15 protein-coding genes are annotated in these 15,348 nt (G+C 38.5%); 3 read left to right on the top strand and 12 right to left on the bottom strand.

Going from position 1 to position 15,348, the window contains the following annotated elements; all coding sequences use genetic code 11:
• Nucleotides 1–57 precede the first annotated feature (57 nt).
• The 7 genes from IV86_RS00820 to rsmG all read right to left on the bottom strand — a co-directional run bounded on the left by IV86_RS00820 (nt 58) and on the right by rsmG (nt 5,700).
• Entirely contained in the window at nt 58–555 is a 498-nt protein-coding gene (locus tag IV86_RS00820) for a methylated-DNA--[protein]-cysteine S-methyltransferase (RefSeq protein WP_002834116.1), read from the bottom strand.
• A 130-nt stretch (nt 556–685) separates the two neighbouring features.
• Nucleotides 686–1,828 (bottom strand): IMP dehydrogenase, encoded by a 1,143-nt coding sequence (guaB, locus tag IV86_RS00815; RefSeq protein WP_002834118.1) that lies wholly within the window; start codon nt 1,826–1,828, stop codon nt 686–688.
• A gap of 21 nt (nt 1,829–1,849) precedes the next feature.
• Nucleotides 1,850–2,554 (bottom strand): DUF1129 domain-containing protein, encoded by a 705-nt coding sequence (locus tag IV86_RS00810; protein ID WP_002834119.1) that lies wholly within the window; start codon nt 2,552–2,554, stop codon nt 1,850–1,852.
• 28 nt (nt 2,555–2,582) lie between these two features.
• Nucleotides 2,583–3,689: a redox-regulated ATPase YchF gene (ychF, locus tag IV86_RS00805; protein ID WP_002834120.1), complete on the bottom strand. Its 1,107-nt coding sequence runs from the start codon at nt 3,687–3,689 to the stop codon at nt 2,583–2,585.
• A 216-nt stretch (nt 3,690–3,905) separates the two neighbouring features.
• Nucleotides 3,906–4,091 carry a DUF951 domain-containing protein gene (locus IV86_RS00800; RefSeq protein ID WP_002834122.1) on the bottom strand — a complete coding sequence of 62 codons (186 nt, stop codon included), beginning with the start codon at nt 4,089–4,091 and terminating at the stop codon, nt 3,906–3,908.
• 13 nt (nt 4,092–4,104) lie between these two features.
• Entirely contained in the window at nt 4,105–4,956 is an 852-nt protein-coding gene (locus IV86_RS00795) for a ParB/RepB/Spo0J family partition protein (protein WP_002834123.1), read from the bottom strand.
• 12 nt (nt 4,957–4,968) lie between these two features.
• A complete protein-coding gene (gene rsmG / locus IV86_RS00790) occupies nt 4,969–5,700 on the bottom strand; it encodes a 16S rRNA (guanine(527)-N(7))-methyltransferase RsmG (RefSeq protein WP_002834124.1) in 732 nt (243 codons plus the stop codon).
• A gap of 133 nt (nt 5,701–5,833) precedes the next feature.
• Here rsmG and IV86_RS00785 point away from each other — a divergent pair, with 133 nt between their 5' ends.
• Nucleotides 5,834–6,307 (top strand): GNAT family N-acetyltransferase, encoded by a 474-nt coding sequence (locus IV86_RS00785; protein WP_029257558.1) that lies wholly within the window; start codon nt 5,834–5,836, stop codon nt 6,305–6,307.
• A gap of 69 nt (nt 6,308–6,376) precedes the next feature.
• Here IV86_RS00785 and rihC read toward each other — a convergent pair whose 3' ends face one another.
• The 3 genes from rihC to IV86_RS00770 all read right to left on the bottom strand — a co-directional run bounded on the left by rihC (nt 6,377) and on the right by IV86_RS00770 (nt 11,193).
• Entirely contained in the window at nt 6,377–7,291 is a 915-nt protein-coding gene (gene rihC, locus IV86_RS00780; RefSeq protein ID WP_002834126.1) for a ribonucleoside hydrolase RihC, read from the bottom strand.
• Nucleotides 7,292–7,409: 118 nt separating this feature from the next.
• Complete coding sequence (locus tag IV86_RS00775) at nt 7,410–8,678, bottom strand: NupC/NupG family nucleoside CNT transporter (RefSeq protein ID WP_002834127.1); 1,269 nt, start codon at nt 8,676–8,678, stop codon at nt 7,410–7,412.
• Between the two features lie 163 nt (nt 8,679–8,841).
• Entirely contained in the window at nt 8,842–11,193 is a 2,352-nt protein-coding gene (locus IV86_RS00770; RefSeq protein ID WP_002834128.1) for an ATP-dependent DNA helicase, read from the bottom strand.
• A gap of 109 nt (nt 11,194–11,302) precedes the next feature.
• Here IV86_RS00770 and IV86_RS00765 point away from each other — a divergent pair, with 109 nt between their 5' ends.
• Complete coding sequence (locus IV86_RS00765; protein WP_029257559.1) at nt 11,303–11,842, top strand: C40 family peptidase; 540 nt, start codon at nt 11,303–11,305, stop codon at nt 11,840–11,842.
• Between the two features lie 34 nt (nt 11,843–11,876).
• On the opposite strand, the gene IV86_RS00760 is transcribed toward IV86_RS00765, so the two are convergent.
• Together IV86_RS00760 and IV86_RS00755 are read right to left on the bottom strand one after the other, a co-directional pair.
• Complete coding sequence (locus IV86_RS00760; RefSeq protein ID WP_002834130.1) at nt 11,877–12,404, bottom strand: MerR family transcriptional regulator; 528 nt, start codon at nt 12,402–12,404, stop codon at nt 11,877–11,879.
• Between the two features lie 75 nt (nt 12,405–12,479).
• A complete protein-coding gene (locus tag IV86_RS00755) occupies nt 12,480–13,697 on the bottom strand; it encodes a multidrug effflux MFS transporter (protein WP_055126491.1) in 1,218 nt (405 codons plus the stop codon).
• 127 nt (nt 13,698–13,824) lie between these two features.
• On the opposite strand from IV86_RS00755, the gene rlmD reads away from it, so the two are divergent.
• Nucleotides 13,825–15,300: a 23S rRNA (uracil(1939)-C(5))-methyltransferase RlmD gene (rlmD, locus tag IV86_RS00750; protein WP_002834132.1), complete on the top strand. Its 1,476-nt coding sequence runs from the start codon at nt 13,825–13,827 to the stop codon at nt 15,298–15,300.
• Nucleotides 15,301–15,348: the final 48 nt, after the last annotated feature.

Genomic DNA, 15,348 nt, shown 5'->3' with positions numbered 1-15,348 from the left:
TTTTTTACCAGTCTAGCAAATTTCGTTCAAAACACCCGTTACTAGGGCTGGATTTTATTAATCTTTAAGAAAACCTTCCATTTTCAGCAGTTTTTCTTTTAATTCAACCCCTGCCCGATAATTTCCAATTTTCCCATCTTTACGAATCACGCGGTGACAAGGAATGACTAGCAAAATCGGATTATGTGCCACTGCACTAGCAACGGCTCGAATGGCTTTAGGTGTTTCTGCTAGTTCTGCTAGTTCCGTATAATTAACCCCTCGACCGTACGTAATTTTCGTTAATGTTTTCCATATCTTTTGTTGAAACTGGGTTCCATTACTTAGATCAATTGCTAAATTAAATTCTTGGCGACGGTTTTCAAGATATTCTTTGATTTGACGTACAGCTTCGATATTTGATTTTTCATCTTCAATTAATTCAATTGCTTGATAAAACTGATTTACTTCCTTTAACGTTTGGTTCGGTGAGCCGACAAAAGCTAAGCCCTTTTTAGTCGATGCCACATAGTACGTTGCATCTTTCACTTGAAATTTAGAATAATATAGTTTCATAGCATCACCCTCCTTCTAATTTTAACCTGTAATCATCGTAAAATAAAAAAAGTTAATAGCCAAGGACGAATCCTTGACCATTAACTCTTAAAGTTTTTAATTATTCAATACCAAATTGAATATTTATTTACTATTTATGGTAGTTAGGAGCAATTTTAGTCATTTGAACATCATGTGGATGGGATTCCACTAAACCAGCGTTCGTAATTTGCACGAACTGTGCTTTTTCAGCCAATTCAGCAATGGTAGCTGCGCCCACGTAACCCATTCCAGAACGGAGTCCACCAAGCATTTGGAAGATGATTGTGGCAACTGAACCCTTATATTGTACCCGCGCTTCAATTCCTTCTGGAACCAGCTTATTGGCTTCATTTACGCCACCTTGGAAGTAACGATCAGCTGAACCTTTTTCCATGGCCCCAACCGAACCCATTCCTCGATAGGCTTTGTATTTCTTACCATTATCTTCAATGATTGAACCAGGGGTTTCGTCTGTACCAGAAAGCATGCTACCAAGCATTACTGCATCTCCACCCGCAACTAGGGCTTTAACGATATCACCAGAGAACTTAATTCCCCCATCAGCAATAATCTTCTTGCCATATTCACGAGCTACATTAGCTGCATCGTAGATAGCGGTAATTTGTGGTACCCCAACTCCGGCAACTACCCGAGTTGTACAAATTGAACCAGGTCCAATCCCAACTTTCACAACATCAACACCAGCGTCAAACAATGCTCTTGTTCCATCCGCAGTTGCGACGTTTCCAGCAATCAACGTTTGCTTTGGAAAATGTTCGCGAATTTCTGCTACCTTACGAAGTACTCCTGCTGAGTGTCCGTGAGCTGTGTCAATTACGATAGCGTCAGCACCAGCATCGATTAAACCTTGAGCACGTTCAAAAGTATCACTAGTTACACCTACAGCAGCCGCTACTAATAGACGACCTTGGTCATCTACAGCTGCATGCGGATTGTCTTCCAGATTTACATCCGCATTTTTTACGATTGAAACTTCGGAAGCTTGTTGTCCAGCACTCATATTTTTATGAATGACACCCAAGCCACCTTGACGAGCCATTGAGATACCCATTGCAGATTCAGTAACTGTATCCATTCCTGCACTAATAATCGGAATATTAAGCTTAATGTTATCAGCTAATTGAGTTGAAACATCAGCCTCATTCGGTAATACATGGCTTTCGCCTGGAATTAATAAAACATCATCAAAAGTTAAACCTTGTTTTGTAAACTTGTTATCCCAATTGCTCATCATTCTCTCCCTTTTCTTTAACTAAAATATGCCACCAACGATATGAAACTTTCGTCTAAGATACCACCGTCCGCCGAATGCTGCAACCGCTAATATTGCATATCCGTAGAATGGAAGGGTTGGATTGATAACAGGTGGTAGCATTCCAAAGCTAGTATAGAAGATAATCCAAAGGACTACGGCAATTACGACGATTCCCGCTTGTTTCCATACGGAAGGGCGCTTTTTACTAGATCCTAAGACTTTGTAGATATAACCCATACCAATCCCACCGACTGCTGACGTTAAAATAATTGCTAGCAATCCTGAAGGACCTGGTGTGCTAGTAATCGTCTTGGGCTCAATTAACATCATGATTGCGTACATTGCAGCAAACAGAGCGGCAAAAATTAAACCATTATCTAAAGCTCTAATCCACATATTGTTATTTTGGGCTTCAATTTTAGCTTTCTTAGGCCCTTCTACAATTTCATTTAATCGTTGGGTTGGGGTACCAAATAATTGTTTAGCTGTTTTACCAGTTTTTTGAGCTTCTAATAACCGAGTTTCAGTATCAATCAAAGCTTCGCTACGTTGTTCATCGTTAAGCTTGCTTTCTTTAAGCTCTTTTCGTAAACGATACATAAAATCTGCATTACGTTTAGTTAATTCTTGTTTTTTAGGTTCATTTTCATGATGGGCAACTGAACTACTTTGCTTGCCCTCATTACGTGGTTCTTCAGTCATAATCTATTTACTCCTCGTTTGATTTATATTAGACATTAAAGCGGAATTCGATAATATCGCCATCTTGCACAAGGTATTCCTTACCTTCAAGACGTAAACGTCCCGCTTCACGAACACCTTGCATACTGCCATACTTGTCTAAATCATCAAATGAAACTGTTTCAGCCCGAATAAATCCACGTTCAAAATCAGAATGAATTACACCAGCTGTTTGAGGAGCCGTCATTCCCTTCTTAAACGTCCATGCCCGTGTTTCTTTTCCGCCCGCCGTGAAGAAGGTTTGGAGACCTAAAAGGTTGTATGAGGCTTGAATTAGACGGTTTAAGCCTGGTTCAGTAATTCCTTCTGCTTCAAGAAATTCCGCTTTTTCGTCATCTTCTAATTCAGCGATTTCTTGTTCGGTTTCAGCTGAAATACCCAAAACTTGCGCATCAGGGTCTTCTTGAGCAACATAATCTTTAATTTCTTTGAAGTACTTGGAAGCTTCAGGATCGGCCATATCGTCTTCTGCAATATTAGCCACATAAAGTACGGGCTTAGTAGTTAGCAAGAAAAGTCCTTTAACAATAGGCATTTCTGATTCATCAAAATCGATTGTACGGGCTGCTTTACCAGCTTCCAAAACTGGATGTAATTTTTCCAGTACCGCTAATTCAGCTACTGCATCTTTATCGCGTCCCTTAGCCGCACGCTGTACCTTAGTCAAACGTTTTTCAACACTTTCCAAGTCAGCTAGACTCAATTCCAAGTTGATGGTTTCGATATCTTCGATGGGATCAACTTTACCTGAAACAGTTGTGATATTGTCGTCGTCAAAGGCTCGAACAACGTGAACAATTGCATCCACTTGGCGAATATTTTCAAGGAATTTATTTCCAAGTCCTTCACCCTTACTTGCACCCTTAACAATCCCTGCAATATCGGTAAATTCAAAGGTTGTGTGCACAATCTTTTTAGCAGGAATAATTTCTTGAATCCGATCTAGACGTTGGTCTGGTACTTCTACCATCCCGACGTTTGGATCGATTGTAGCAAACGGATAGTTAGCCATTTCGGCTCCCGCCTTTGTAATTGCATTAAATAACGTTGACTTACCGACGTTCGGAAGTCCAACAATACCAGCTGTTAATGCCATTTTAATTCCACTTTCCTTTCAAAACTGCGTGTTCTTCTCTATATATTATCAAAAATTAGGGGTCGTTAACAGACCGTTCAGAGCCAAAGTTGCGCTTTCATCACCATCAATAAAGAAATCTCGTATATTACAGTTCTATTTTTTGATTTTAGTTAGTAAAAAAGAGGCACTACGATTTGCAACTTAAAATTGGCTTATCATAATCCCTCTTACAACTTATTCAGCGTGTTCAACGACCTTCTTCAATTTTCGTTCAAATTCACGACGAGGCAACATCACAATGTGGCCACATCCCTCGCATTTAATCTTAATGTCCATCCCTACCCGGATGATTTCCCAAGTATTAGAGCCACACGGATGACTTTTCTTCATCTGAACAATATCATGTAATTCATATTCCATTACTAAATCCTCCTTAGTCTAAAGAAATATTCAAAACATCCAAAATCCGATCAAGTTCTTGGATTGAATCATAATTGATTTCAATTTTACCTTTTTGTTTTGATTTTGCTACAACCAGTGCGCGCGTCCCAAAGCGTTCCCCCAATTGATTTTCAAGTTCTCGAATAAAAGGTGATTTGTTCTTTCGTTTTTGTTTTTGAGCTGCTTCTCGATCTTTATCCAAATTAAATTTAGTTACGATTTCTTCTAATTGACGAACCGTTAATCCCTCTTCGACCGTCCGTTGGGCAAGTTTCTCTAAAGCCTGAGGTTGCTTAATTGCCAACAATGTTCGTGCTTGTCCCATTGAAATTCGTCCCTCTTGGAGCATCAATTTAACGCCCGTTGGCAGTCCTAATAAACGTAAATAATTAGCAATATAAGGCCGACTCTTACCTAATCGTTCCGAAACCTGTGCTTGAGTTAAATTTAACTCTTTAATCATTGCTTGGTAAGCTTCTGCTTCTTCTAGCGGACTAAGATCCTCCCGTTGTAAATTTTCAATAATTGCTGCTTCCATAGTGGCTTCATCAGAAAAGTTCCGAATAATTGCTGGAACTTGTTCTAAACCGGCTAACATACTCGCCCGGTAGCGTCGCTCGCCAGCAATAATTTCATAACGTTCTAATGCAGCAATTGGTTGACGTAGAATCAAAGGTTGATAGATACCAGATTTTTTTATCGATTTAGCCAATTCTTCAAGTCGATCTTTATCAAAGATATGCCGCGGTTGAAATGGATTAGGATAAATCTTAGTAATATCGATCATCTGATACGTTGCGTCATTTTGTGTTTTCAATTGTTCATTTAATACTTTCTTACCCATCATGATAACCTTCTATTTCTTGCCAATTGGATCTTTACCTGGTGTTCCAGGTTTACGTGGATACTTATTTGGTGTTTGCTTTTTCTTTTCTACCACTACTAAATGGCGTTCGTCACCAGTCACAGGTAGCGCAAAATCCTTGTCCACGATCAGCTTACCGCCTAAAATGGCAATGGCCATTTTCCCATCTGAAAGTTCTTGTTCAGTATTGGCCGCTTTTAAGGCAATAAAAAATCCGTTTTGTTTAACCAACGGGATACACAACTCACTCAAGACACTCAAACGTGCTACGGCCCGAGCCGTTACAATTTCAAATTTTTCACGATAAACGGACTTTTTAGCACCAAAAGTTTCTGCTCGGTCATGTACCAAAGTCACATCGGTTAATTCTAATTGGTCCACCAACGTTTTCAAAAAAGTGATTCGTTTATTCAATGAATCAACAATCGTGACTTTTAGTGATGGGAAAAGAATCTTCATCGGTAAAGAAGGAAATCCCGCCCCTGCTCCTACATCACATAGTTCAGCTCCTGATTTAAAATATTCAGGCGCCTCTAATAGGGGGGTGACTGAATCATAAAAATGCTTGAGGTACACTTCATTTTCTTCAGTAATTGCCGTTAAATTAACATGTTCATTGGTTTCAACTAACATTTTGTAGTAGGTAGCAAACTGGGCCATTTGATGGTCACTAATTTGATATCCCTTATCTTCTAAAGCCTTTTTAAATTCTTCTGGGGTCATGTCTGTTCTCCTTGTGAAACATTAATTGTTTCATATCTTATTTCCACTTTAACTAATTAGTAAAGATTTAGCAATATTGTGAACACATTTGTAGTCTAAAGTTGGTCGTATTAACTAGCAGGAGGATTTAGTTTTGACTTTAGTTATCCAAAAAATCAATACTTATAGACCCGAACACTACAAATTACTATTAGATGCCGACCCCTCCCTTAGAAGCATTGCCACCTATTTATCTCGAAGTACCGCGTTCGAATTGACCGACCAGCACCAGCCCGTGGGAATAATTGTTGTCATGCCTACCGAACCGCTAACCGCTGAAATTATGAACGTGGCCGTCAAACCTGAATTCCAAGACCAATACCTTGGGAGTCGCTTAATTCAATTTGTGGTAGATTATTTTAACGAAGACCCTGATTTTACGGCTCTAACGATTAAAACTGGAACAACTAGCTTTAAGCAACTTTATCTATACCAAAAATTAGGCTTCCGCTGTTCTGAAATTTTAACCGATTATTTTAAAAATCCAGAAATTTATCCAAATGATATTTACGAAAATAAAATGCTATTACGCGACGCAATCTTGTTAAAACGAGCCTTAAAGGTTTAAAAAAATCCCATGATGATTGGCTTAGGAAAAACTAAGCTTTAATCATCATGGGACTTTTATTCATTTAAATTAAGCATTCATCTTTTTAACTTCTTCAATAAACCAGGCATTGAAGGCGTCGGCATCAATATCAACACACACTTCAGCGTTGGTCTTTCCATCGTGATAAGCTCCTCGGATATCTGCAACGGTTTCACCATTCGCCGGTCCTTCAGTAACTACGTCAATCCAATATGGGATGGTCTTATACATTTCGGGTTTTAGTAAGTATGCCAACGTATTAACATCATGCATTGGGATACCACCTTCATTTCCCTCGTAATAGTGGTTAAAAATGGCTCCCAGCATTTCTCCAGCCTTACCTAAGGATTTTACTGTGTCTAACGTAGATTGCGTTAGAAGAGCTTTCATCGTTACATCTAGGCCAACCATTACTACTGGAATGCCACTCTTATATAAAATTTCAGCAGCGTGGGGATCAGTAAAGACGTTGAATTCTGCAGCACTTGTCATATTTCCCATGCCAATTGCTCCACCCATGGCCACAATTTTTTCGATCTTGGTTTTTACATCGGGATGTTCAGTAAGTAGTACTGCAATGTTAGTATACGATCCTGTGGGTACCAAAACGATTGGTTCATCGTTAGCCATAATAGTGTGATATAAAACATCCACTGCATTGTTAACTGGAATGTTAGTGGGTTCTGCACCAAAATCGTAACCAGGCATTCCAGATTCGCCGTGAACTCGAGCAGCATCTTCAAATGGTTTAATCAAAGGTTGTTCTGCCCCACCAGCAACCGGAATATCAGCGTTGAAGAATTTTACTAACTTCATCGCGTTCTTAGTAGTTTTATCAACCGTAACATTCCCAGCCACCGTCGTAATTAATTCTAATTCGATTTCAGGATTATTGATGGCCACGGAAATCGCAGCTGCATCATCAATTCCTGGATCTGTATCCATAATAATTTTTGTTGTCATTTTCTTACCTCCAGCTTTTATGAAAGCGTCCTCATTACCATTCTAAAAAAGAATGCACGTTACGTCCATTCTTTTTCACTATCTATTTAAATTAATTAATAATTAAATGTTAAAAAGGTTACCAGACGAACACACCTACAAATCCAGCTGATAGTAATGAAACTAAAATACCGGAAAGAAGCATGTAGCCAACATTCTTAGAAATTGCATCATTTCTTTCACGATCGACAAGACCCTTGAAAGCACCGATGATCATTCCTGTGGTTGAGAAGTTAGCAAATGAAGTTAAGAATACAGTCAATGTTGCAGCAAAATGAGGTGCGAAATCTTTCATCTTACCAGTTACATCACCCATAACTACAAATTCATTGGTAACTAACTTGGTACCCATATATTGAGCCATTTGGAAAGCATGACTAGGGTCGAAACCTAATAACCATGCAAATGGGAACATTACACAACCAAGGATGTTTTCTAGAGAAAGAACTGGGTTAATCTTACCTAGTAAAGCATCAATCAAAGCAGCCAAAGCAACAAAGGCAATTACGTTAGCTGTGATAATTAAAATCAAACGACCAGCGCCCAAAATTGAGTCGCCCAAGAATGAGAAAAATGGTTCGCGTTCAGGCTTCTTGCTAACTGTTTCTTCAGCAACCCCTTCAGAACCAGATTCGATGGTATCTGTACTTTCGCCAGAGGCACTTCCGCCAATCTTAGCAATTGTATCTTCTTCTGGTGTTACAGTAACTGGATTCAAAACTGTTGTAACAATAATTGAATTAACAATGTTAATTGGAACAGCAGCGATGATATATTGACCCGGCATCATAAGTAAGTATGAACCTAAAATTGATGCAGTAACACAACTCATTGACATCATGGCAATTGTAACCAAACGTTGTGACTTCATGTTACGAAGTTGTAAACCTGAAACAGCAAGAGCTTCAGTGTTACCTAAAAACATCATTTCTACAGCGAAGAATGATTCAAACTTAGGTTGACGGGTAATGAATGATAGACCCTTACCAACCCACTTGATAATCCATGGAAGGATACCAATGTAAGTTAAAATATCAAACAATGGAACAATCATCAAAATTGGGAGCAATGCACTTGTAACAAAGTTCATTGATTTAACGTGTACCCAATCAGGCAACGCAAATTCAATACCTTTATAAGAAACATCAACCAAAGCTTTAAAGCCATCAGCAGCGGCTTTAACCCCGTTAATACCAACAGACGAGTTAACTAAGAACCAAGCTAACAGAATGTTGATCACTACCATAATACCAACCGACGCCCAGTTGATATGTTTACGGTCTTTTGAAAATAGAACAGCGACGCCTAGAAATACAATAATACCAATAATATTTATTGCTAAAAACATGCCGAAATCTCCCTCTATGATCCAAATTATGTAACAGACGTTGTAATAATAATAACTACTAAATATTAGTCTGTAAATACAAAATATAAAGATTTTTAAAAGGTTTTCGTAAATCATCCACTACATCTTGTGGTGCGGTCCAAAATATGTTAAAACGATTTACCTACAGTTTCCAGAACGCTTTGACTGCTTTTTGTAAATCGCTTACAGAAGTTACTTTTTGGTAGTTTTTCCAATGCCTGGGAAATAAATTTAAATAACGGGATGTGACAAATCTTTGATCCATTAACAAAATATTACCTCGATCTCGTCGAGTTCGAATTAATCTCCCCGCTGATTGAAGAACGTGGTTCATTCCAGGTAATTGATATGCGTACTCAAATCCATGACCATTTTTTTCGTCAAAATATTCTTTCAGCAAATTTCTTTCCGTACTCAAGCCCGGTAATCCTACACTTACAATCCCTACACCAATTAGTTGCTCGTTAATTAAATCAATTCCTTCTGAAAAGAGTCCGCCTAACACCGCAAAACCAACTAATGTTCCCGATTTTTCGGTCCGAAAAGCATCTAAAAATGCTGTCCGCTCTTCCATACTCATCTGGCTAGTTTGCAGGTGAACTTCAATTTCAGGATGCATTTCCTGAAATGCATCCGCAATTTGATTTAAATAGGTATAGGATGGTCCAAAAATTAAGTAGTTCCCCGTCTTGGCTTCCACCAGAGTTGCGATTGAAGCGATGATGTTAGGTAAATTTCTTTGGCGCGCCGCATATCTAGTATCAATATAACTAGTAATTAAAAGATTTTGCTGTTTTTCTTCGAATGGTGAAGCCATCTGTAAGATCAAGCCTTCCGTACTTCCCAAAGTTTCTTGATAGTATTCAACGGGCGATAACGTAGCAGAAAAGAAAATCGCCCCGCGCCCTTTTTTTAATGAGGCATCTAAATAAGGACTGGGATCTAGAATCTGTTCTTCGATTTTTATATCATCTTCGGGATTTTGAATTAAAATTCGATAACTTTCATCAAAATATTCACTGATCTTAATGTATTTATTGTTGGCAAAAAACAAATCCAAAATGGTACTGGTCAAATCGTTATCGGGTTGTTTAGGCAGCCATTCCCGGACCACTTCATTGAAGTTCAACATGGCTTTTTCCAGCCCGTCTAGTGGACTATATTCCACCATGTAATCTTCTGTTTGATTTTTAAATGCTTGATGAATCAACTCAAATTCATTATCTAATTGGGTCAATCTACGTTTAACTTGTTTCGAGTCCACGTCAGTGGTTGAGGATTCAAAAAGTTCTTGTACTTGAATTACCAAAGCTTGCTCTACCACCGCTGAATACATTGCTCTAGAACGCGACACCAAATTATGAGCCTCATCAATTAAAAAGAAATTACTTTGGTCTTCAATTGTAAAAAAGCGCTGGAGATACACCATGGGATCAAACAAATAATTGTAATCTCCAATAATTAAGTCACAAAATAAAGATAAATCTAATGAAAATTCGAAAGGATCTAACATATACTTCTTCGCATACGTTTGAATAACAGCTTTGTCGAACTTGTCTTCATTTTCTAAGGCGTCCTCTATCCCATCCTTTACTCGATCATAATACCCAATCATGTATGGATTTTCTTCTGGTTTCATATCCACTTCTTCAGGAAATATAATTCGATCTTTAGCTGTAATTGTAATGGATTTAATTCTCAATCCTTGATTAGCCATCAATTCGATAGCTTCTTCGGCGACGTGCTGAGTACTTTGCTTAGCCGTCAAATAGAAAATCCGTTCAATAACTTCCTCACCCAGGGCTTTAATGGTCGGAAACATCGTTGAAACTGTTTTTCCCGTTCCGGTCGGAGCTTCTACGAAGAGGCGTTGTTTAGTTAAAATAGTTTTGTAAACTGCAACTGCTAGGTCTCGTTGTCCATTTCGATACTCTGGAAATGGAAATTCTAATTTGCGCGCTGCCTGGTTACGTTCAGTACGCCAATCATTGCGTAGCTTAATCCACTTTTCGTATTGTCTAACCAAATCATCAAAAAATTCGGTCAGTTCTGTTCGGGTAAATGTTTGTCTTTTTTCAATCACTTCGTCGGTTGGACGTTGATAATAAGTCAGTTGAATGGTCACTTTGTCGAAGTCTAAGTCTTGCGTCAAAATCGCTCCGTAAACTTTTGCTTGGCTCCAATACAATGTCTTAGTATTCTCACTTAACTCTTCAAAAGTAGGATCCGAAGTTTTAATCTCTTCGATAAACAGGTCATCGTCAATAACTACTCCATCCGCACGACCTTCAATTGTAAAAGTTTCCCCATCCATTTCAACGGCTCGTTTAACGTAGTATTCTTTTTCGTAATTTTCATCACGTTGCTTTTGCAATTTACGATGGATGCGGGCACCCTCTAATGCAGTATTTTGACTATTCATCGTCGCGTTCAAGTCACCCGTACGCAAAATAAATTCAACTAGTTGTCGAATTCCTATCTTAGTTACGCTCATTCAACTCACCTCTATTTCTTAACTTTTTCATTATCCCATAAAACCTTTTCTAGAATTTCTATTTTAAAAACGTATTTATGGTATGTAATCAAAATCTAGGAGGATTTTTATGCATACCAAATTACTTCTATCCAGTATGACCGTTTTAATGGGATTAACTTTCAGCATTCATAGTGTTTCAGCCCATGGTTTTTCACCAAAAGTAGCTCCACTTTCAGATTCACCTTCAGCTGAAGTTCACCACCCATCGTCCCAGCCCTCTTCTGCTTCATCTAATTCTTTTACTGCAATTCAGACGGTATTAGCACAACATATGGGTCAGCCTTACCTTTGGGGAGCTACTGGACCCACAGCCTTCGATTGTTCGGGCTTAACTCAATACACCTTTAAAAAAGCTCTAAATCTTAATTTAAATCGTACCGCCGAACAACAATTTAACCAATTTCGCCATGTTAGCCATGATCAAGTCCGTCCTGGAGATTTAATTTTCTTTTCTTATAATCATGGGCAATCCATTGATCACGTTGGCATCATTGTTGAAGGTCAAAACATGATGGTAGATGCTCAAAATCGGGGCGTTATTCGTGAATGTTATCTAGTTCCTTGGTGGCGAGGGTACATCGCTGGATATGATCGAGTAATTGAATAAATAAAAAAAGAATTCCAGCTGGAATTCTTTTTTATTAACCAAAATGACGCTTCCACCAACCTTGTTTAGGTTGATCAAGAATTTTTTGGTTCTTTTCGGCTAATTCGTCAATTTTTTGTTCCAATTTGACGTTTTCTTCATGGTAACTTTGATTCTGTTCTAAGACTTTCGTCAAAAGTTCCTTAAGATCAGCCATATCCTTGCTTTGCGAAGCAATAAAGCGTTTCATGGATTCATCGATAACAGCTGGTGTGTTTTCTGATCCTGTAACTTCATCGGTATCTTCGCCATCTTTACTACTGTTGTCATTCATCCCTAGCGTTGCCTGTACAGCTTGCTTTAGCGTATGACGATCACCAAGTAGTTCGTTCATCTTAGCAAGAATTTCCATATCCTCTTCAGAATAAATACGACGTCCACGGCCATCATGTTGAAACTTATGTCCGCTACGTTCCATTTCCTTAGCCCAATTACCTAAGGTGGCAAGACTACCAATTCGTTCTATTTTTTCAACAACATCTGAACCTGTAACATATTCATCTGCTATAATATCTTTTGCCATTTTTTCACCCACTTTGAACTTAATTTTACTACATAATTTGTAACAATTGAAGTACGATTTCAGTTAAATAGCAACCTACCTATCAACATAATTGCTACTTTTCGCCCCAAAACGGGTCAATTGAAATAAAATCAATCCTAAAAATTCAAAACCAAAGATTAACCAAGCTAAAGGAGCGTAACTCTGGGTTCCCATTATTCCGGCTAATGGAGAAGCTAAAGCGCCAATAATATTCATTAATAAACCTAAGACGGCTGAAGCCGCTCCAGCATTTGTTCTTCCACCTAGACTCATAGCCATGGATGTTGCCACCGTATTAACAACTCCCACGCAAAAGACCACAATAAACAGGGGAATAATTACTAAGATCGCCATTGGACGTAATAGTAAGCTCCCAACTAATAATACTCCCGCAAACATGCCACCAATTAACCCGCCATTTAAGATATCGCTATCCTTGATTTGCTCTGGTAGGTAGCCTGGAAGATTGTTACCAAGAATAATTCCCAGTCCGTTAATTGCATATAATAGACTAAATTGCCCTACTGTCATGTGGAAATAAGTTTGAAATACAAATGAAGAAGCAGAAATATAGCTAAATAATGCACCAAAAATCAGCCCTTGCGTTAAAGCGATTAAAATAAATTGTCGTTTACCAAACATTGCTCCCAACCCTTTGAAAGTTTGACCAAGCGTCAAGACTTCATTGTTGGTTACCTTCAACGTTTCGGGTAAGGTACATAATACCCCCACCATCACTAAAATTCCGATCACAAATAATAGTACAAAAATCCCTTGCCATTGGACAATAGAAAGTAATGCTCCTCCAATAATTGGCGCAATAATTGGAAAAGCACCATTTACCGCCATTAACATTGCATAAAATTTAGTTAATTCATGTCCATTAAACAAATCACGTGCCACCGCTCTTGAGAGCACTTGCCCGGTTGAGCCCGCTAGCCCTTGAATTAAGCGAATTCCAATAAACAGATAGATATTGGTAGTAAAAATTAGCATCAATGAGGTCACCGCATATAATCCAAATCCGACTACTAATGGAACTCGTCGTCCAATCCGATCACTAATAGGGCCTACAATTAACTGTCCAACCGCTAACCCGATCAAACAAAATGTGATGCTCAATTGTAAGGTAGAAGCTGATGAGTGAAAAGCTCGTTGCATTTCAGGTAGACCCGGCAAATACATATCCATTGATAAAGGACCTGTCGCACTAACAACTCCCATAAAAAATACAAGCCACCATTTTCTTACAGTTGATATCTTTTCATTCATAACCTCAGATCTCCTTTTTTAAAACTTCAAATTCAAGTGTAACGAAAATTAGTTCAAAATCACACATCAAATTTTGGTATCCTTAATATGTTACAATTGTTAGTTGACACATAAAATCGAGGTAATCATGAATAACAAAGAAAAAACAAACTATCAAGGCAAAAAAAAATTCGGTAAAAAACCTAGTAACCGTCAAAAACAAGACCGTCGGAAGAATTTTTACAATAATCCCCGTAAATCTTCTGACATCAAGATTGGTGACGAAATTCCACTTAAAATTAAACGTTTGGGTATAAATGGTGAAGGAATTGGTTACTACCAGCGTACTATCTGTTTCATCAAAGGTGCGCTTCCTGGTGAAAAGGTCGTAGCATCCATTACCGATGTTCATCCCCGTTTTATCAATGGTGAAGTAAGTAAAATCAAAAAAATCAGTCCCGATCGGGTAAAACCCATTGACGCATATGCTGGAGGAGTCGGTGGATTCGAACTTGAACATTTAGCCTATCCTGCTCAACTTGAATTTAAGCGTGATGTTATTCGACAATCACTAACTAAATTCAGACCCGAAGGCTACAAACGTTTCGAACTTCTACCAACCATCGGAATGGAAAAACCCCTTGAATATCGTAATAAGGCTCAATTCCAAGTCCGTCGTTTAGATGGTAAGGTAGCGGCTGGACTCTATAAGGAAGGTACTCATGATCTAGTAGATTTACCAACTTGTAGCGTTCAACACCCTTTAACGATGGAAATCATTCGAATTGCGGTTGAATTATTCGAAAAATACAACGTAAGTATCTATGATGAACAAACTCATACGGGAAGCCTAAAAACGATCGTAGTACGTGTTGCTGACGCAACTAAAGAAACTCAAGTAGTCTTTATTACTAATACGCCAGAATTAGAACATGTAGACGAAATTATTGATGAATTAGCAGCTCAATTCCCTGAAATTGTTTCCTTCATGCAAAATCTTAACCCTAGTCGCGAATCATTAATCTGGGGTGATAAGACTTTAAACCTGCGTGGTAAGGATACCATTCGAGAAGAATTGGATGGTCTATCATTCAACCTATCCGCACGCGCTTTCTTCCAACTTAATCCTAAGCAAACTTCTGTACTTTATGCTGAAACTCGTAAAGCCCTCGAGTTGTCTCCTGATGACAATCTTGTTGATGCTTACTCTGGAGTTGGAACCATTGGACTTTCACTTGCTGCTCAAGCTAAGGAAGTCCGTGGAATGGATAACATTGAATCAGCGATTGAAGATGCTAATGAAAATGCAAAAATTAATGGCATCGAAAACGCTCACTATGAATTTGGTACAGCTGAGAAAGTTCTTCCAAAATGGCTACATGCCGGTTTTAAACCGAACTCAATTGTGGTCGATCCACCTCGCGTTGGTTTAGATAATAAATTAATCACCGCAATTTTGGAATCAGCACCTGAACATTTCACATATGTTTCATGTAATCCTTCCACTTTAGCTCGTGATTTAGTTCGTATCGTTGAAAAATACGATGTCGAATACATTCAATCTATCGATATGTTCCCTCAAACGGCTCGTGTGGAAGCAGTAGTTAAGTTAAAACGTAAATAAAAAGTTGTGACAAAAGGCTGAGTTTAAGCGTATAGCTATGAGAACTCA

Origin of the sequence: Pediococcus pentosaceus (genome assembly GCF_001437285.1) — a bacterium.
Taxonomy (GTDB): Bacteria; Bacillota; Bacilli; order Lactobacillales; family Lactobacillaceae; genus Pediococcus; species Pediococcus pentosaceus.
The sequence above is the reverse complement of the archived record's forward strand: the minus strand, read 5'-3'. Positions and strand labels throughout refer to the sequence as shown.

Coding starts and splice junctions, on each gene's coding strand:
- IV86_RS00820 (WP_002834116.1), bottom strand. CDS start 555: ATGAAACTATATTATTCTAAATTTCAAGTGAAAGATGCAACGTACTAT.
- guaB (WP_002834118.1), bottom strand. CDS start 1,828: ATGAGCAATTGGGATAACAAGTTTACAAAACAAGGTTTAACTTTTGAT.
- IV86_RS00810 (WP_002834119.1), bottom strand. CDS start 2,554: ATGACTGAAGAACCACGTAATGAGGGCAAGCAAAGTAGTTCAGTTGCC.
- ychF (WP_002834120.1), bottom strand. CDS start 3,689: ATGGCATTAACAGCTGGTATTGTTGGACTTCCGAACGTCGGTAAGTCA.
- IV86_RS00800 (WP_002834122.1), bottom strand. CDS start 4,091: ATGGAATATGAATTACATGATATTGTTCAGATGAAGAAAAGTCATCCG.
- IV86_RS00795 (WP_002834123.1), bottom strand. CDS start 4,956: ATGGGTAAGAAAGTATTAAATGAACAATTGAAAACACAAAATGACGCA.
- rsmG (WP_002834124.1), bottom strand. CDS start 5,700: ATGACCCCAGAAGAATTTAAAAAGGCTTTAGAAGATAAGGGATATCAA.
- rihC (WP_002834126.1), bottom strand. CDS start 7,291: ATGACAACAAAAATTATTATGGATACAGATCCAGGAATTGATGATGCA.
- IV86_RS00775 (WP_002834127.1), bottom strand. CDS start 8,678: ATGTTTTTAGCAATAAATATTATTGGTATTATTGTATTTCTAGGCGTC.
- IV86_RS00770 (WP_002834128.1), bottom strand. CDS start 11,193: ATGAGCGTAACTAAGATAGGAATTCGACAACTAGTTGAATTTATTTTG.
- IV86_RS00765 (WP_029257559.1), top strand. CDS start 11,303: ATGCATACCAAATTACTTCTATCCAGTATGACCGTTTTAATGGGATTA.
- IV86_RS00760 (WP_002834130.1), bottom strand. CDS start 12,404: ATGGCAAAAGATATTATAGCAGATGAATATGTTACAGGTTCAGATGTT.
- IV86_RS00755 (WP_055126491.1), bottom strand. CDS start 13,697: ATGAATGAAAAGATATCAACTGTAAGAAAATGGTGGCTTGTATTTTTT.
- rlmD (WP_002834132.1), top strand. CDS start 13,825: ATGAATAACAAAGAAAAAACAAACTATCAAGGCAAAAAAAAATTCGGT.